This window comes from Devosia rhodophyticola (assembly GCF_028816475.1).
GTDB lineage: Bacteria > Pseudomonadota > Alphaproteobacteria > Rhizobiales > Devosiaceae > Devosia > Devosia rhodophyticola.
The window spans coordinates 2,888,194-2,905,047 of record NZ_CP118247.1 but is presented as its reverse complement, the minus strand read 5'-3'; the positions used below and the strand labels follow the sequence as shown (position 1 = coordinate 2,905,047).

Sequence of the window (16,854 nt, the reverse complement as noted above, 5' to 3'; positions counted from 1 at the left end):
TGCCGGGCAGTTTCTGCCTGCCTATTCAGTTCGGTTTCGCCGACCGTAACCAGACCGATAAGCTATATATCTGATTTTATTAAAGTTTCCGGTTTGGCATGGTTTCTGCAAGGTAAATTACGAGACATCAGGCCTGGGGAGGCAGGGCGTTTCGGGGAATTAAGACTTCGGGGACCACGCATGATCGAAAATGCGCAACTGATCAGCCTATCAAGGCAGATGGCTCTGCAACGGCAGATGGACGTCGTGGCCAACAACATGGCTAACGTCAACACCACCGGCTTCAAGGCCGAAAAGGTGCTGTTTGAACAATATGTCATGCCCATAGCGCGTGACCGTGATTTTCCCAGCCAGGATCAGCCTCTGTCCTATGTCCAGGATTGGGCGACCCTGCATGATTTGAGCGGCGGCCCGATCAACCAAACCGGCAACCCGCTCGATATGGCCCTCAATGGCGATGGTTTTTTCGCCGTCCAGACCGCCGGCGGCGAACGCTGGACCAAGTCCGGCGCATTTCAGATCGACAGTTCTGGCACACTGGTCGACCTCAGCGGCAACCCAGTGCTTGGCGAGGGCGGGCCGATCCAGTTCAGCCCCGATGAAACCGGCATTACCATCGGAGCTAACGGCAGCATAACCACCAGCGCCGGGATTAAGGGAAAACTGCGGGTCGTCGAGTTCCCCAATGCTCAGGCGCTGACGCGCGAGGGCAGCAATCTTTATGCTGGCGGCACGCCCGGTCCCAACACCGGAACAACAGTTGTTCAGGGCGCCATCGAGCGCTCGAATGTGACCGGCGTCAGCGAAATGGCTGAAATGATCCGCGTCACCCGGTCCTATGAATCAATTGCACAGATCATGCAGCGGCAGGACGAAATGCGCCAATCCGCCATCCAGCGCCTTGGCGCCGCGTCCGTTTAGTAAGGAGTTCGCCCAATGAAAGCACTGTACATCGCATCGACCGGCATGAGCGCCCAGGAACGCAATGTTGAAGTGATCTCCAACAATATCGCCAACATGCGCACCACCGGCTACAAGCGCCAGCGCGCCGAATTTCAGGATCTGCTCTACCAGCAATATCGCCGCGCCGGCTCCCAGACATCGGATCAGGGCACAGTCCTGCCTGCCGGGCTCGAAGTCGGCTCTGGTGTGCGTACCGTAGCGACCCCACGTGTCATGAGCCAGGGTAGCGTTAATCCCACCGAAGCCGAACTCGACATCGCCATTCGTGGCGACGGTTTCTTTATGGTCGATATGCCTGACGGCCGCACCGCCTATACACGGGACGGCTCGTTCAAGCGCGATGGCAACGGCCAGATCACCAATGCCAACGGCTATGCCATCCAGCCAGGCATCGTGGTACCCGATAGCGCAAAATCGCTGTCTGTCTCCGCAAACGGCACTGTTGAAGCCTACCTCAACAATGAATCGACACCGACCCAATTGGGACAGCTTCAGTTGGCCAATTTCGTCAACAAGTCGGGCCTCGAATCCCTTGGCGACAATCTGTTTGTCGAAACCGCCGCCAGCGGTCCGGCCCAGATCGGCGTGCCCAATTCCAACAATAATGGCGACCTTCTGCAGGGTTACCTTGAAATGAGTAACGTCAATTCTGTCACAGAAATTGCTGATCTGATCGCCGCTCAACGCGCCTACGAAATGAACGCCCGCGTCATTTCAGGTGCCGATGAGATGATGCAGTCGACCAGCCAGATGCGCTGATAGGAGCCATAGTCATGTTCATTCACAAAGCGATCGCCGCACTTGCACTGGGTGCATTGATGAGCGCAGCAGCTTATGCGGCTCCGGTTCTCAGGGCAGAAGTCAACGTCGCTTCCCAGGTCGTGACCGTCGGCGACATGTTCGACGACGCCGGCATTCTTGCCGAAGCGCCGCTATTTCGCGCACCCAGGCCGGGCACTGCAGGCATGGTGCCGCTTGACGCAATCAAGGCCGCCGCAGCCCGAATTGGCCTTGAGAGCTTTGATACTGCAGGCGTCGTCAACGTCCGTGTCATGCGCAAAGCCTCTGTGGTCGATGAGCAAAAACTGACCCAGCTGATTGCTGCCAATTTGAAGGCCAAGGGCATTCTGACAACCGGCATGACGGCTCAGACGATATTTTCCCAGCCCATTACCCCGATCAACGCCGAAGTGGTCGGGACGCCGGTAACGCTGGTAAATCTGCGCTATCTGCCGGAAAACGGCGCCTTTACCGCCCAGTTCCTGATTTCGGGCATTGCAGTTCCGCTAAATGTCACAGGCACCATTGATCTGATGATCCCGGCTCCCCATTTGGCCGCCAACCTCGCCGCAGGCACAATCCTGTCCAAGCAGGACATAATCATGCGCCCCGTGCCCCTCAAATATGCCGAGTCCACCGGTTTCGCGTCTCTGGATCAACTGGTCGGCAAGCAACTGCAGCGCCAGAGCCGCGAAGGCATGTTGCTCAAACCCGCCGATGTCGCCATCGCCCAACTGATCGCGCGCAATCAGTTCGTCACCATCTATTTCCGCAAGGGTCCAATGACCCTGACCGTCAAGGGCCAGGCTTTGGGCAGTGCAGCACCCGGCGAACCGGTACAGGTCCTCAACCTTATGTCCAACCGGGTGGTATCAGCCACCGCGACCGCCCCCGGTGCCGTCGAAATCGCCAGCGCGCCAACAAATCTGGCGCAGCTTTAAGCCGCCGCAGGAGATTTAAGCCATGAACGCTCTGAAAATCGCAACACTCCTGACATTGACCGGCATGCTCGGGGCCTGCGGCACAATGGATCGTCTCGCCAACGTCGGCCAGGCTCCAGCGCTCACCGCAATTTCCGATCCGACAACTGCGGCAGGCTATCGGCCGGTGCGCATGCCCATGCCCGAGGCAATTCAGGATACATATCAGGCCAATTCGCTTTATCGCACCTCGGCCAAGGGCTTTTTCAAGGACGAACGGGCCCACCGCATTGGCGATATCCTGACCGTCATGGTCACCATCGATGATAGCGCCAAGATCAACAATTCCACCCAGCGCGCCCGCACCTCGACAAATTCCGCGGGCATGGGCGGCATCTTCGGTGCCGCGGTCGGCAATCTGGCCCCCAGCATTGATCCTTCCGCTGCCATTGATCTCAATTCAGGCACCAAGGACGCCGGCAATGGCTCGGTCAATCGGGCTGAAAGCCTGACCACCTCGGTCGCCGCCGTCGTCACCCAGGTCCTGCCCAATGGCAATCTGGTGATCGAAGGCCATCAGGAAGTGCGGGTCAATTTCGAAGTGCGCGACCTGATCGTTGCCGGCATCGTTCGCCCGTCCGATATTCAGGCCAACAACACCATCCCATCGTCCAAGATTGCCGAGGCCCGCATCGCCTACGGCGGACGCGGTCAGATCACCGATGTGCAGCAGCCGCGCTATGGCCAGCAAGTCCTCGATGCCATCCTGCCATTCTGATTGAAAATTTCCCTGCTGCGCACTCCCCCAATTGGTGCATCAGGGTTCTCGGCACGCTCCAGAAGGAAACTGCCATTGGTGCCTCCAGAATAGAGACACCACCCAGAGGCGCAGTCCCCCGGCTGCGCCTCTTTTATTTTTGGAACTCCGCCACGCCCTGCCGGTTTACCCACAAACAGCTAGGAGCAGATACATGAAATTTGGGACCAGCATAGCCATTGGCATCGCAATCGGGGCCGGTATTGGCGTGACAACGGACAATATCGCCATGGGAATTGGCATCGGCGTGGCATTCGGCATCGCAATTGGTCTGGTCGGCAGATCCAATACGGGCAAGAGCGGATCGACCCCGGAGGAGAATGAGTAACCGCCCCCGCTTGCCCCGGGGCGTAAGTTATGAGAAATCTCGGGCCCGATTCCGGAGCCCATAATGTCCTTTGCCAAACTCGACGCCCTCGGCCACCGCCTCGAAGCGCTGGAACACGCTCTGTCCATTCTGGGTGCCGATGAAGCCACGCACATGGCAGTCGGCGGCGGTGAAAAGCGCGCCGAGGCCATGGCCAATTTGGCGGGCATGTATCACGCCCAGTCCACCGCGCCCGAAATAGCCGATTGGCTCGACGCGGCCAAGGCCGAAACCGTGGACCAGCAACTGGCGCTCGACGAATTTCGCCGTACCTATATCAGCGACACCTGCCTACCCACCGAGTTTGTTGAGCGCAAAACCGCAGCAACCATGCGATCCGAACAACTTTGGCGGCAACTGCGCCCGACCGGGGACTGGACCAGCTTTCTGCCAGCACTTGAAGGCGTCGTCTCGCTGGTGCGCGAAGAAGCGCAATTGCGCGCCGACGCCCTTGATCTTGCGCCATATGATGCGCTGATGGATCAGTTCGATCCGGGCAATCGCACCGCTCAGCTAGACACCGTCTTTGCCGACCTCAAAACCTTCCTCAAGGGCTTCGTCCCCGAGGCGATCGCTGCTCAGGAAGAACGACTGGCCAAACGCCCTCTCAAGACGCTGCAGGGCCCCTTCCCCATCGAACATCAGCGCGAACTTGGCCTGGCTGCAATGCGCGCCGTCGGCTTTGACTTCACCCATGGCAGTCTGGCCGTTTCGCACCATCCCTTCTGCGGCGGTGTGCCGACCGATGTGCGCATGACTACCCGCTACCGCACTGATGAGTTCCTGTCCTCCCTGATGGGCGTGCTGCACGAAACCGGCCACGCTCTTTATGAACAAGGGATTACCCGGCGAATGGTCGCATTGGCCGCTGGGCAAGGGGCGTGGCATGGGCATTCACGAGAGCCAGTCGCTGTTTGTTGAAATGCAACTGGCCCGAAGTCCCCAGTTCTGGGAATTCGCCTTGCCACTGGTTCGCAAGCATATGGGCGATGACGCAGTCGCTGGCTGGGACATCACCGATATTCTGGCCCGAGTGAATTTTGTCCAGCGGGGCTATATCCGGGTCGATGCCGATGAGGTCACCTACCCGCTCCATGTCATCCTTCGCTATGAGCTGGAACAGGACTTGGTCAACGGCAAGCTGGAAGCCAGCCATATCCCCGAAGCATGGGATGCCAAGATGACCGAATACCTCGGCATTTCAACTCTGTCCGATCCTAAGGATGGCCCGATGCAGGACGTTCACTGGCCCGGCGGCGCCTTCGGATATTTTCCCAGTTATACGCTCGGCGCCATGATCGCCGCACAGCAATGGGCCGCGCTGGAACGAGCGCAGCCCGACCTCGGTTCAACCATAGCCAAGGGCGACTTCACGGCGATCAATCAATGGCGCGCCGACAACATCTGGTCGCAGGCCTCCCGTTATTCGACGCCGGACCTGATCACCCGCGCTACCGGCGAACCGCTCAATGCCGCCCATTTCAAAGCCCATCTGCGAAAGCGCTATCTCTGACGACAGCGCGACGGCGCTACTTGACTCAAAACGGGTATCACCTAAATTCCAACCATTGCAGCACTGACCGGACGGTTCCAATGGATTTCACGATGAACGAATGCTTCGCCCGCATCGACCATCTGGAATCCAACCATGCCTGCATCCATAACAATCAAGAATCTCGCCTACGCTACCCCTGACGGGCACCGCCTGTTTGACGGACTGGACCTAAGCTTCACCAGACAGCGAACGGGCCTCATCGGACGCAATGGCGTCGGAAAATCCACCCTGCTCCAACTGATATTGGGTGAACACGCCCCAGCAAGCGGTGCGATTGCCACATCCGGCACATTGGGTATTTTGCGCCAAACCGCCCATGTCGATGACGCAACAGTGGCGGATCTACTTTGTATAACCCCTGATCTTGCCCGACTTGCACGGCTCGAAGCGGGAACCGGAACGCTCGAGGATGCCGCCAACGCCGATTGGACCCTACCCGACCGCATGGCGGCAGCGACGTCCCAAATCGGTCTGGCCGACATCACCCCTCAACGCCCCCTCTCCAGCCTGAGCGGCGGGCAGCGAACCCGCCTCGCCATGGCGGCGCTTATATTGGCCCGCCCCGATTTCATTCTGCTCGATGAACCGACCAATAACCTCGACGCTGACGGACGAGCCGCCCTCTCACGTTTCCTGGCCAATTGGCGCGGCGGTGCCATTATTGTCAGCCATGACCGGTCCTTGCTGACTCAGATGGACTCCATTGTCGAACTAACGGCCATTTCTGCCACAACCTATGGCGGCAATTGGCACCATTACGCCGAGCGTAAGGCCATCGAATTAGCGGCCCGACAACACGATCTGGCAACCGCTGACCGCGAACTCGCCCAGATCGATCGCAAACGACAGGTGCAGACGGAGCGCAACGATCGCAAATCCAGCGTCGGCGCCCGCCTGGCCAAACGAGGCGGAGCACCACGTATCCTTTTGGGGGCAAGGAAGAACAACGCCGAAAATACAAGCGCCGAAAACGCGCGCCTCGCCGGCAAACAACGACAGGAGGCTACCAGCAAGCTGGAAGCTGCTCGCAGTCAGGTTGAAATCATGACGCCTCTGAGTGTGACTTTGACGCCGACCAACCTCCCCGGCAGCAAGACCGTCATTACCTGCGCGCAACTGTCCGGTGGCCCCGATCCCGACACCCCAATCATCAACGAACTTTCATTCTCATTGATTGGCCCCGAACGTGTTGCCATTACCGGCCAAAATGGAGTTGGAAAATCAACGCTACTGCGCTTGCTCACGGGTCAACTGACACCAAACAGCGGGTCGGCAACAATTCACTGCCGATTTGCGCTGCTTGATCAAGTGGCAAGCGTTCTGGACCCGCGCCAGTCCATCCGCGACAATTTCCGTGCCCTCAATCCCGAGGATGACGAAAACGCCTGCCGTGCCGCCTTGGCCCGCTTCAGTTTCCGAGCCGACGCCGCCTTGCAGATTGTCGACACTTTAAGCGGTGGCGAATTGTTGCGTGCAGCGCTGGCCGCCACTATTGGCGGTGGCACGCCGCCGCAACTGTTGATCCTGGACGAGCCGACAAATCATCTCGATTTAACAGCAATCGAAGCGGTCGAATCAGGCCTACGCGGCTACGACGGTGCCCTGGTGATTGTCAGCCACGACCGGACCTTTCTTGAAAACATCGGCATAGACCGGGAAATCGCGCTTACAGGATGGTAAACACAAAAAGGGCCACATCGCTGCGGCCCATTTCACATTTTCAATGAACAAACCGCGTTAAGCGATTCACTCGTCTCGGTAAACTTTCTCATGCCGCTCGTGCATTTCCTGGGCTTCAAGGCTCAGGGTTGCAATCGGGCGGGCATCCAGTCTGGCCAGACCAATCGGCTCACCAGTCTCTTCGCAATAGCCATATGTGTTGTCGTCAATGCGCTTGAGCGCAGAATCGATCTTGGCAATTAACTTGCGTTGGCGATCCCGCGTCCGCAATTCCAATGAGCGGTCGCTTTCCGAAGAAGCCCGATCCGCCATGTCTGGATGATTGGTGCTTTCTTCCTGCAGACTATCAAGGGTTTCGCGGCTCTCACGCAAAATATCCTCTCTCCAGCCATTCAGCTTGGCGCGAAAATATTCGCGCTGGCGAGAATTCATAAACGGCTCATCATCGCTTGGCCGGTACTCAATCAAATTTTCAACCGAAGACATTAGCAGACTCAACTCCAATGCGCCCCTATGGCGGCCTGTATAGTCAAGCTGTCCCTTGCGGGCAAGCACGCAAAGCACCTGTCGTTAATTAGTGAAAGGTCTTTTGCGCCAGCCCGATAGCCCAAAATGCCCAACAGTTTGATGACAATTGGCCTATTCGCCGGGGAAACGGCCAAATTTGGCAAGCTCGACGCGCACCCGCAATTCAATGCCATCGAGCAAGTCGTCCAACTCAGGCACACTGCGTTCGCGCGCCTCCCCGATCAATAACATCAGGGAATCAAGTCGCGACTCGCTAACCTGCCCAACCAAAAGGTCCGCTTTGATCTCTTCGAGCTTGTCCAGTAGCGATTTGCCGCGCTTTAGCGCTTTCTTCTTGCGACCAGACAATGGGTCTTCCACGGCTTGCAACGCCAGCAAAGCACTAATATCGGCAGCAGCCGCAACCGGTGCCGCACTTTGAGCCCGCGACTGCTGGGGCACGCCGACCGGTTCAAACGCCGCACCGCCCGAAGCACGACCGGACGTATTGCGTCCGTTCACACCGTTCGTTTGATTATTGGCGTCAATCCGCACGTTAGACTCGAGGAGTTGGTTGCTCTGTAGGCAAAATCTGCCGCCAACCGTTAACGTCGCCTTAACGTGCCCGGCAAGAATTGCTTACCCCAACATCGCCGGGTGGCTTCGCCAGAGAAGTACCGACAAAATAACCGTTGTATATCAAAGTAGTAAGGTGACCATACACAATATAATCCAAGCTGGCACGATATTCGCAATGTGATCTCCAATTGGCTCAACCATGGGGATGGGAGGGCCGGAACTACGGGGACGACCATGCAAACCACATTGTCGCGCAAATTGCTCGCCTGCCTGATCGCCGCCACGCTGGCCCTAATGTCGGTGCAAACAGCATTAGCCGCCTCGGCGCGGATCAAGGACATTGTCGATATAGAGGGTGTTCGCGAAAACCAGCTCGTTGGCTATGGTCTTGTGGTCGGCCTGAACGGCACCGGTGACAGCCTCAACAATTCCCCCTTCACCAAACAATCCCTTCAGTCCATGCTGGAACGGCTCGGCGTCAATACCGCTGGACAAAATGTGCGCACGGCCAATGTCGCCGCCGTTATGGTGACCGCAAACCTGCCACCATTCGGCACCCAGGGGTCTCGTCTCGACGTTTCAGTGGCGGCGCTCGGCGATTCAAAAAGCCTGCAGGGCGGAACCCTGTTGGTTACCCCGCTGCTGGGTGCCGATGGCGAAGTTTATGCCATTGCCCAGGGCTCGGTGCTAATCAATGGTTTTAAGGCATCCGGCGATTCAGCCAGCATCATTGCTGGTGTTCCGACCACTGGCCGGATTTCCTCTGGCGCCCTGATCGAACGCGAAATTGACTTCAATTTAGGCGCACAGCACACGTTGCGACTGGCCTTACGCAACCCTGATCTAACCACCGCCCGGCGTGTTGCCCTTTCGATCAACGACTTTATCGGCGTACCAACGGCTGTCCCCGAAAACCCTGCCACCGTGCGGATCACCCTGCCGCGCGGCTTCAACGGCAACATCGTGGATCTACTGACCGATATCGAACAGTTGGTCGTGCAGACCGACCAGACCGCAAAAATCGTCATAGATGAAAATTCAGGCATCATTGTCATGGGCAAGGATGTCCGGGTCTCCAGCGTCGCGGTCGCCCAATCCAACTTGACCGTGACCATTGCCGAAAATCCGACCGTGGTGCAGCCTGCCCCGCTCAGCAATGGCGTAACGGCCGTCCAGCCCAGCACCCAGTTGAACGTCAACCAGACCGATACCGCCTTGGCCGTTATTGATGATTCAATCACCCTGCAGGAACTAGTCGACGGATTGAATGCTCTGGGCATCAGCCCACGCGATCTCATCGCCATTCTGCAGGCCATCAAGGCCAACGGTGCGCTGCAGGCCGAAATCGAGGTGCTGTAATGATCGCCAACATCGAACACAACAAGACCTTGAACACCCCCCAAATTGCCAAGCTGCGCGAGCAGGCCGAGGGGCTGGAGGGGGTGTTTCTCAATACCTTGGTCAAGGAAATGTTCTCCAGCATCAAAACCGACAAAAGCTCGTTTGGCGGTGGCTTTGCCGAACAAACCTGGCGCGGCATGCAGGCAGAACAATATTCAAATGCCATGGCCCAAGCTGGTGGCATTGGTCTGGCCGATCAGCTCATGCCCGGGCTGATTGCCATGCAGGAAGCCGCGCAAAACCCCATCAACAAGTCAAATACACCAATCGGAGCCTATAGCAAATGAGCGCCGCAGAACGCCTCGCCGCCCTGGACAATATGCCCGCTGCCGAATTGTGCACCATGGCCGAAACGGCTCTTAATTCCCTGATCAACGTCATGAATCAGGAAACAACGCTGTTGCGGGCAGGCCATCTGCGTCAGGCATCTGCCTTGACCGCCGACAAGGCCCGCTTGGCGCAGGACTATGTGGTTTTCGCCCGCACCGTCCAGCGCCAGAATGAAAGACTGCGACGCGAGGCGCCCGCCAGCATTGTTCGCTTGCGCACCGGTCACGAACAATTGGCGACGCAGATGGCGGAAAACCTGCGTGTTCTGGCAACCGCTAAAACCGTCACCGAGGATCTTTTGACCGACGTCGCCGCCACTGTTGGCAAGCAAAATCGGGCCAGCGTTTATGGCGCCGCCGGTACAATGGCAGCTGATCCACGCAATTCTGCGCGCGGCATCACCATCAATCGGGCGCTTTAAATAGAACCAATTTTACTAAATTGCGCCTTTTCAATGCAACCCGATCAATAGCATTCCCTGCCTATTCTGCGGACGCCACTAGTGCATTCGAGGATAGGAACAATGTTCTCTATAGTCGCCACGGAACCAATCCAAATGCCTGCCCAACCGGGCAGCAATGCTGCGCGCCCTCAGACACATGAACGCACACTCACTCCGCAAAGTGTGTCCGGCGTAGCGCCTTCCCCCTCAACGAGGCAGGACAAGCAGCAACCCGCTCCACCGCCGACAGCCAGCAGCAGCGCCAAATCGGGCACGATATTTGCCGCCGCCGTCTTGGCTGGATCGCTGACCCCAACGCCCAAAACACTGGACCAGCTCTATTTGCGTATTGGGACCAGTGAGATACCACCCGAAGCGACATCTCGCCTCAGGGACCTATCGGTCTAGCAAACAACCCTGGCAACGTTCGATTCAGGTAATGTTAACTGCCCCGGGTGTATTTCTCATTTAACAAGAAACTGCGGGATGAAATTAATAATTCTTTAGACCGCAGCGCCTGAATATCCAAGCGTCTCAGGAAGAGGCGTCACAATTACTGATCCTAGAAAAGGAATCAAAAAATGGCTGAAATCAATCTTACCCAGTCTGTCCGTTCCAACCTCTCGTCGCTGCAGAACGTTGCTTCGATGATGTCCAAGACCCAGACCCGTCTTTCGACTGGTAACAAGGTCAACTCGGCGCTGGATAATCCAACCAACTTCTTCACTGCCTCCTCGCTGAACAACCGCGCAGGCGATCTGAACAACCTGATGGACTCGATGGCCAATGGTATCAAGACCATTGAAGCTGCCGACAACGGCCTGACCTCGATCACCAAAACTCTGGAATCGATGCAGTCGACGCTGACTCAGGCACGCCAGGACAAAAGCTTTCAAACCAAGTCTTTCGACATTGGCACAATTGATACCAGTGCCATTCAAAATTTGGCAATCAGCGGCGGTGCCGTTACTGGCAGCATTGATGTAGCGTTGAACACGGCTGATGTGGCGACAACCGCTGCGACCTTGACAGCCGCCGCCGGTACCGACTTGTCTGGCGACGCCGATCTGAGCGCACTCGACGGTCAGTCCGTCACGCTTACTGACGGCACCAACACAGCGACCTACACCTTTACCAACGCCGCCGCCGGCCAAAAAGCAGCACTCGAAGCGGCTTTGAGCGCATCAGGCTTCACGGCAACCGGCGTCGCCGGTGGTTTGAACGTTAGTCGTGCTGACGGCGTTCAGGTAACGTTGACAACCTCGAATGCGGCTACAGCGACTGCCATGGGTATCGCAACCGGTACAACGTCGACCGACGGTGTTGCTGGCGTTACAGGCACCGCCAGTACTGTTGACGAACTGGTCGCGTCCATAAACGCTAACACCGATCTGACCGGAAAAGTCCGTGCATCGAATGACAACGGCAAACTGCGCATTGAAAACCAGTCGACCCAGGACCTGACCGTTACGGGCCTGACCGACAACAAGATCACCGGTGGCGTCGCCACTAGCGATATATCTGGTAACACAGTACGTGCGGATTTGGCCAAGCAGTTCAATGAACTGCGCGACCAATTGGACAAGCTCTCCGATGACGCATCGTTCAACGGTATCAACCTGCTTCGTGGTGACAATCTCAAGATCACCTTCAACGAAACCGGTTCCTCGTCGATCGACATTCACAGCAAGGGTAACGCCGCTGTAAATGCGACCAACCTGATGCTGCCAACGACACTTGTGTCAAAAGACCTTGACGGCGACACTGGCATTGATGGCTATTTGACCCAGGTTAAGTCGGCGATGAACACCGTTCGTTCGCAGGCATCTGCCTTTGGTTCGAACCTTTCGATTGTTCAGAACCGTCAGGACTTCACCAAGTCGATGATTGACACGCTTGAAACCGGCGCTGGCAACTTGACCCTGGCTGACATGAACCAGGAAGCTGCCAACATGCTGGCCCTGCAGACTCGCCAGTCTCTGGCTCAGTCGACCCTGTCGATGGCCAACCAGGCCGATCAGGGCGTCCTGCAGCTGCTGCGTTAATCGCCGCACAGACCGATTTGGAAAGGCGGGCCACAAGCCCGCCTTTTCTTTTTGCTCTAAATCAGGTCAGCATAGGGACCCTCCCCTTCCAATCAGGGATCGAGAACCGAAATGGCGCTTAAAGTCGAACTCAAACCCGGTGAGAAATTGTTGGTGGGCAATTGCATCATCACCAATGCGGACCAGCGCACACGTCTCTTCATTGAAGGGCAGGCACCAATACTGCGCGAAAAAGACATACTGACCTCAACCACCGCCGATACTCCCGCCAAGCGCGTCTATCTTGCGGTACAGCTCATGTATATCGACAACGATTCGAAAAAGCTGCGCGAGCAATATTTCGAACTGATCAACGAGATTGTACGCGCGGCCCCCTCGAGTCTGGCAATTGTCGACGCCGTAAATAACGACATCTTAACTGGCGACCTGTACAAAGCTCTGAAGTCAGCAAAAAAGCTCATTCAGTTCGAACAGGATCTAATCGAAAATGCAGCACGGGGCACTAGCGTACCAGCAGACAACCAAGACCGTTGAAACACCACGCGAGCGCGAAGCCGCGCTGTTGGTCAAGGCCGCAGCGGGGATTCAGCGAACACGCGACGCTTGGCCTGTCGATTTTGCAGAACTGGTCGATGCCCTGACTTACAATCGTAAGTTATGGACCATTTTTATGAGCTCGGCCACCGAGCAGGAGGGCGGCCTGCCCGCCCCGGTTCGCCAGAACATTGCCAATTTGGGTATTTTCATTCTGAACGAAACACGCGAAATTCTCGAAAATCCGCAGGACCCGGCGCGGCTCGAAGGATTGGTCAATATCAATCGTCAGCTCGCCGCCGGACTACGCGGCAAATAGCCATCCAAGCCTGTTAATTTAAATGGCCCCTGCAATTTGCAGGGGCCTTTTTTCGTATCCGGTTAACGCGATTTCTAGCGCAGGTAATTAACCAGGCTCAACTGACTGACCATCGAGGTCACCTGGTAGCTCGCCTGCAATCGGGTTTGCAGCGCCAGGATCGACATCGCCGTCTCGTTTTCGTCAATTCCCTCGGTATCGCTCAGCAGGTTTTCTAGCTGCGTCTTGTAATCATCATGGCGCTTGCTGGCACTTTCCAACGCACCATGGGCAACACCCATCTGCATGGTGATGATTTCGATGGAACCCGCTTCGCTGTTGTGTCCTTCGGATAGCTCGGATAGCTGGCGCTGCGCCATACCGTCAAAGAAGCCAGTCGACTCGCGATACTCTCCCGCAACCTTGGCCTCGTAAGCCGCCAGCGCACTGTCCCGCCCAGCGCCCTCAGGCAGCCCCATCGCGGCAACTCTATCGCCGTCATATTTGGCGCGTACATCTCCCTCGGATGGATAATCTGAAACGGCCATCGCCGCTTGCGAGCGTATCAGCCGCAAAAAGCCGCTTTCATTGGCCCGAACGCCATAATCCACCTTGCTGGTCTCATCAGTGGCAGCCGTTATCGATTGCCGCGGATTGTCGCCAGGCGTTCCCACTTCGCCCGTATACCAATGTATCGCGCTATCGGTCGCGTCGGGCGCAAGGCTTGTTGCGGGTGGGCCGCCAGCGGGTATACGTGGCACACCATCTTCGCTGAAAAAGTCGTTGGCAGCGGCAAAGGTGGACGCCGCCTTGAGATCAGTTCGTGCCGCCGTTCCAAGACTCTTGTCCAGCGCCGCCTGAAAATTTGACGCCATGATTGCCGGATCGGCATCAATGGTAAAGGCCCCCGCAGCGGGAGGATTGTCGGCCGTCGCGGTCAGCTTGACCTGGGTCTCGGTACCATCGGGCATGGTCAGTCCGATACTGACCACCTGCCCCGGTGTCGGCAAGCCAGTGAACTCAACGCCCATCTGCTTGGCACTGGTAGGGTCAAGCGGATCAGTCAGAGTTGGACCACTGACATTAATGGTTGTCGGCGCCGTGGTGCTGATGGTCGATAGCTTGAACCCGAATGGGTGAGAGCCATCCTCTGTCAGATTGACCACCGCCGGCGTCAGCGGATCAATCGTACTTGTCAGCCGACCGGGTGCAGCGGCATCATTAACGCCGTCAGCGGCCTGTCGCAGGTCGCGCAAGCCGGTAAAGCCAAGCTTCCCGCCTGCACCGTTCAACAAGGTTGTGCTGTCCGGCAGCGGCGCCTTGTCGGTGGCCTTGCCGCCGAACAGATATCGCCCTGCCACCTGCTCGTTGAGCATGGTGACGATTTCATCAAACCGCGCGGTCGATAGGCCTGGTCCCGTGGCCAGATTGATCCCGTCGGTGCCATATTGCCCGGTCATCGCTGCGCTGCGCGCTTCGCCCTCGATGGCATCGAAGCGCGACATCGAATTGTCGAGGAAACTCAGCCGGAGATTGACCGTATCAATGTTGGCAGAATAACCCTCGATCTTGGACAAGCGCGCCCGCACACTCAGCGACATCGGCAGATCCCGTCCCATTTCGGACAGGTTCGAGGCTTTTTGGCCCGACCCGAGTTGCTTTTGCAAAGTGCCCAGCGCGTCCTGCATCCTGGAGATGGCAGAAAACCCGGTTTGCAGGGGGTACATGGATTTATTGACGATCATTTAGTTCACCCCCTAGACCGACTGAAGCAGAAGAATCGAGCAATTCCTGCACCACCGAAACGATGCGGGCATTGGCAGCGTATGCGTTCTGCAATTGTGTCAGCCGGGCCATTTCCTCGTCCAGATTGACCCCATACTCGCTGTCCATTTGCTGAACTACGGTATCGAGCGCCAACTGACGATTGTCCCGCTGGGCAATCGCCGTTGAGATTGTGCTGCCCTGGTAATTAATGACTTGCCCAACAATCTGCGACAAATTGCCGGTAAGTTGAAATTTGCCAGCATTCAGTTTGGGATCGCCGCCCGAAACAAACTGCATATTGTTGAGTTGGTTCAGCAGGAACTTGGGCCGCGTATCGTCGCCCGAGGCGGTGCCGGTGGTTGATTTCACCAACAGGGTATTGTCGAGCAGCACAGCTGGATTAATGGCAATCCTTGACGCAAAGCCAAGTTTTTGCGGCGAGTTGCCATCAAGATTGTTTGTAAAGGCCGTATTGCCCTGATCGACAAAAAGCGAGATAGCCGAGCCGTCGCCCTGCAATCCCGATGATGTCCGTCGCACAACGGCATAATTGACGTCGGTGGTATTGGCCGCGCCGTCATCCATGATGCGCAAATTGTTCGGGCCACTACTGCTGATCGCCAGCCCCGGCAGTTTGCTGTTCAAAAGCGCTGCCGCATTGGCAGGATTACTCAGATCGACCCCGATAACGCGCTGTCCGCTCGCGTCGAGATAGTCCGTTGGCTGGGTCGAATTCACCAGTCGGACCGGAATGTCGGTGCTGCCCTGATGATAGGAAAAGACCAGATCGTTGCCCTTCTGAAGGCCTGTAAGATCAAGATCGAACCCGGTCGCCGCACCAGCAGCTGCTGCTGTCCCAGGTGTTTGAACTGTCGAAAAAGCCAGCGCCAGACCCGAAGCGATTTCGTCAAGTTGATCTTGCGCCGTGACCAGCGTCTGATCGCGCAAAGTCAGCAACCCACCCAGTTCGCCGCCCTGAATTACACCAGTACCAACTAGATTGATGGTCAAACCCGACGGCGTCGTCAGGGTCAGCGCGCCAACTTTGGATTGCGAAGCATCGCGATCATACTGCGAGGTCGCGGCCAGATTACCAGCGCTCTCGAAATTGAAGGTTGAAACGCCCCCGTCGAGCAACCCCACTCCGGAGCGGGTCATCAACGCGACCGATCCATCACTGCGGTAATCGACTTGCACGTCCACCATTTCGGCAATGGACGACACCAGCCGATCACGCTGATCCAACAGCGAGGCGCGTGCATCTTCTGCCGTGCCCGCGTTCAACACGCGAGAATTTACCTCGGCAAGCGACTTCAACATGCTGTTGAGCTGGCCCACGTCTGTGGCCATCTGCCCTTCGGTCTGCTGCCGCATGTCCTGAACAGCGCCCGAGAGCTGGTTGAGTGTCGCCACCATGTTCTGTGCCTTGTCCAGCATCTGGGCGCGGGCGGTAAAGTCGTCAGGGCTGGTCGCGAGCGACTGCATTGCATTCTGCAGGTCGCCAAAAATCGTATCGAGCGACCCGGCCGAGCCGGGTTTGCCGAGATAGGTTTGTAGTTGGTCGAGATATCCCGCTTGCACGCCCGAGGTCGAGGTGTCCGAGACCTGCCTCGTGTAATAGGTCTGCAGGCTGCTGTTGAACGCCCTGACGGTACCGGCGTCGCGCACATAGCTTGCCCCGCCCGTATCGTAATCAACGACATTGAGCGACTGCCGATGATATCCGGGCGTGCCCGCATTAGCGACATTCTTGCTGAGCAGGCTGATCGAGCTCTGGGTGACATTCAATCCAGAAAGCGCATGGCCCAGCGAAGTTGTTAAACCCATTACTCCAACTCCTCAAACTGGCAGGCCCGGCGCAACCGCCGA

General features: G+C 57.1%; 17 protein-coding genes and 1 pseudogene. 14 read left to right on the top strand and 4 right to left on the bottom strand.

The annotated features are described in order from the left end of the window. Positions 1-183: 183 nt before the first annotated feature. The 7 genes and pseudogenes from flgF (at position 184) to PSQ90_RS14185 (ending at position 7,082) form a co-directional block, all read left to right on the top strand. Positions 184-921 carry a flagellar basal-body rod protein FlgF gene (flgF, locus tag PSQ90_RS14215; protein WP_282213075.1) on the top strand — a complete coding sequence of 246 codons (738 nt, stop codon included), beginning with the start codon at positions 184-186 and terminating at the stop codon, positions 919-921. Positions 922-936: 15 nt separating this feature from the next. After that, entirely contained in the window at positions 937-1,722 is a 786-nt protein-coding gene (flgG, locus tag PSQ90_RS14210; protein WP_282210942.1) for a flagellar basal-body rod protein FlgG, read from the top strand. Between the two features lie 14 nt (positions 1,723-1,736). After that, on the top strand, positions 1,737-2,684 hold the full coding sequence (gene flgA, locus PSQ90_RS14205) for a flagellar basal body P-ring formation chaperone FlgA (RefSeq protein WP_282210941.1): 948 nt from the start codon (positions 1,737-1,739) through the stop codon (positions 2,682-2,684). Positions 2,685-2,706: 22 nt separating this feature from the next. Continuing rightward, positions 2,707-3,441: a flagellar basal body L-ring protein FlgH gene (flgH, locus tag PSQ90_RS14200; RefSeq protein WP_282210940.1), complete on the top strand. Its 735-nt coding sequence runs from the start codon at positions 2,707-2,709 to the stop codon at positions 3,439-3,441. Positions 3,442-3,634: 193 nt separating this feature from the next. After that, positions 3,635-3,808: a hypothetical protein gene (locus PSQ90_RS14195; RefSeq protein WP_282210939.1), complete on the top strand. Its 174-nt coding sequence runs from the start codon at positions 3,635-3,637 to the stop codon at positions 3,806-3,808. 63 nt (positions 3,809-3,871) lie between these two features. Further along, positions 3,872-5,360 (top strand): annotated as a pseudogene (locus PSQ90_RS14190) (carboxypeptidase M32). A 135-nt stretch (positions 5,361-5,495) separates the two neighbouring features. Continuing rightward, positions 5,496-7,082 carry an ABC-F family ATP-binding cassette domain-containing protein gene (locus PSQ90_RS14185; protein WP_282210938.1) on the top strand — a complete coding sequence of 529 codons (1,587 nt, stop codon included), beginning with the start codon at positions 5,496-5,498 and terminating at the stop codon, positions 7,080-7,082. A 66-nt stretch (positions 7,083-7,148) separates the two neighbouring features. Here the strand turns inward: PSQ90_RS14185 and dksA are convergent, their stop codons facing one another. Next, positions 7,149-7,568: an RNA polymerase-binding protein DksA gene (gene dksA / locus PSQ90_RS14180; RefSeq protein WP_282210937.1), complete on the bottom strand. Its 420-nt coding sequence runs from the start codon at positions 7,566-7,568 to the stop codon at positions 7,149-7,151. 153 nt (positions 7,569-7,721) lie between these two features. Further along, on the bottom strand, positions 7,722-8,144 hold the full coding sequence (locus PSQ90_RS14175; protein ID WP_282210936.1) for a flagellar assembly protein FliX: 423 nt from the start codon (positions 8,142-8,144) through the stop codon (positions 7,722-7,724). A 258-nt stretch (positions 8,145-8,402) separates the two neighbouring features. Between PSQ90_RS14175 and PSQ90_RS14170 the strand changes: the two genes are divergently transcribed. From PSQ90_RS14170 to flaF, 7 genes are all read left to right on the top strand, one after another. Then, a complete protein-coding gene (locus PSQ90_RS14170) occupies positions 8,403-9,527 on the top strand; it encodes a flagellar basal body P-ring protein FlgI (RefSeq protein ID WP_407648129.1) in 1,125 nt (374 codons plus the stop codon). After that, positions 9,527-9,856, top strand: a complete 330-nt coding sequence (locus PSQ90_RS14165) for a rod-binding protein (protein ID WP_282210935.1) — start codon at positions 9,527-9,529, stop codon at positions 9,854-9,856. Before PSQ90_RS14170 ends, PSQ90_RS14165 begins: the two co-directional genes overlap by 1 nt. After that, a complete protein-coding gene (locus PSQ90_RS14160; protein ID WP_282210934.1) occupies positions 9,853-10,320 on the top strand; it encodes a hypothetical protein in 468 nt (155 codons plus the stop codon). Before PSQ90_RS14165 ends, PSQ90_RS14160 begins: the two co-directional genes overlap by 4 nt. Positions 10,321-10,455: 135 nt before the next feature. Continuing rightward, complete coding sequence (locus PSQ90_RS14155; RefSeq protein WP_282210933.1) at positions 10,456-10,749, top strand: hypothetical protein; 294 nt, start codon at positions 10,456-10,458, stop codon at positions 10,747-10,749. A 173-nt stretch (positions 10,750-10,922) separates the two neighbouring features. Beyond that, positions 10,923-12,386, top strand: coding sequence for a flagellin N-terminal helical domain-containing protein (locus PSQ90_RS14150; protein WP_282210932.1), 1,464 nt, complete (start codon positions 10,923-10,925; stop codon positions 12,384-12,386). A gap of 111 nt (positions 12,387-12,497) precedes the next feature. Continuing rightward, a complete protein-coding gene (gene flbT, locus PSQ90_RS14145; protein WP_282210931.1) occupies positions 12,498-12,920 on the top strand; it encodes a flagellar biosynthesis repressor FlbT in 423 nt (140 codons plus the stop codon). Then, positions 12,874-13,239 carry a flagellar biosynthesis regulator FlaF gene (gene flaF / locus PSQ90_RS14140; protein ID WP_282210930.1) on the top strand — a complete coding sequence of 122 codons (366 nt, stop codon included), beginning with the start codon at positions 12,874-12,876 and terminating at the stop codon, positions 13,237-13,239. The genes flbT and flaF overlap by 47 nt, the downstream gene beginning before the upstream one ends. A gap of 74 nt (positions 13,240-13,313) precedes the next feature. On the opposite strand, the gene PSQ90_RS14135 is transcribed toward flaF, so the two are convergent. Further along, positions 13,314-14,963 carry a flagellin gene (locus PSQ90_RS14135; RefSeq protein ID WP_282210929.1) on the bottom strand — a complete coding sequence of 550 codons (1,650 nt, stop codon included), beginning with the start codon at positions 14,961-14,963 and terminating at the stop codon, positions 13,314-13,316. Further along, positions 14,950-16,812, bottom strand: coding sequence for a flagellar hook-associated protein FlgK (gene flgK / locus PSQ90_RS14130; protein WP_282210928.1), 1,863 nt, complete (start codon positions 16,810-16,812; stop codon positions 14,950-14,952). The genes PSQ90_RS14135 and flgK overlap by 14 nt, the downstream gene beginning before the upstream one ends. Positions 16,813-16,854: the final 42 nt, after the last annotated feature.

Excerpts from the sequence above, each read along its gene's own strand:
- flbT (WP_282210931.1), top strand. The coding sequence starts at position 12,498 with ATGGCGCTTAAAGTCGAACTCAAACCCGGTGAGAAATTGTTGGTGGGC.
- PSQ90_RS14165 (WP_282210935.1), top strand. The coding sequence starts at position 9,527 with ATGATCGCCAACATCGAACACAACAAGACCTTGAACACCCCCCAAATT.
- flgG (WP_282210942.1), top strand. The coding sequence starts at position 937 with ATGAAAGCACTGTACATCGCATCGACCGGCATGAGCGCCCAGGAACGC.
- flgK (WP_282210928.1), bottom strand. The coding sequence starts at position 16,812 with ATGGGTTTAACAACTTCGCTGGGCCATGCGCTTTCTGGATTGAATGTC.
- PSQ90_RS14150 (WP_282210932.1), top strand. The coding sequence starts at position 10,923 with ATGGCTGAAATCAATCTTACCCAGTCTGTCCGTTCCAACCTCTCGTCG.
- PSQ90_RS14185 (WP_282210938.1), top strand. The coding sequence starts at position 5,496 with ATGCCTGCATCCATAACAATCAAGAATCTCGCCTACGCTACCCCTGAC.
- dksA (WP_282210937.1), bottom strand. The coding sequence starts at position 7,568 with ATGTCTTCGGTTGAAAATTTGATTGAGTACCGGCCAAGCGATGATGAG.
- flgH (WP_282210940.1), top strand. The coding sequence starts at position 2,707 with ATGAACGCTCTGAAAATCGCAACACTCCTGACATTGACCGGCATGCTC.
- PSQ90_RS14160 (WP_282210934.1), top strand. The coding sequence starts at position 9,853 with ATGAGCGCCGCAGAACGCCTCGCCGCCCTGGACAATATGCCCGCTGCC.
- PSQ90_RS14155 (WP_282210933.1), top strand. The coding sequence starts at position 10,456 with ATGCCTGCCCAACCGGGCAGCAATGCTGCGCGCCCTCAGACACATGAA.
- flaF (WP_282210930.1), top strand. The coding sequence starts at position 12,874 with ATGCAGCACGGGGCACTAGCGTACCAGCAGACAACCAAGACCGTTGAA.
- PSQ90_RS14170 (WP_407648129.1), top strand. The coding sequence starts at position 8,403 with ATGCAAACCACATTGTCGCGCAAATTGCTCGCCTGCCTGATCGCCGCC.
- flgA (WP_282210941.1), top strand. The coding sequence starts at position 1,737 with ATGTTCATTCACAAAGCGATCGCCGCACTTGCACTGGGTGCATTGATG.
- PSQ90_RS14135 (WP_282210929.1), bottom strand. The coding sequence starts at position 14,963 with ATGATCGTCAATAAATCCATGTACCCCCTGCAAACCGGGTTTTCTGCC.
- PSQ90_RS14195 (WP_282210939.1), top strand. The coding sequence starts at position 3,635 with ATGAAATTTGGGACCAGCATAGCCATTGGCATCGCAATCGGGGCCGGT.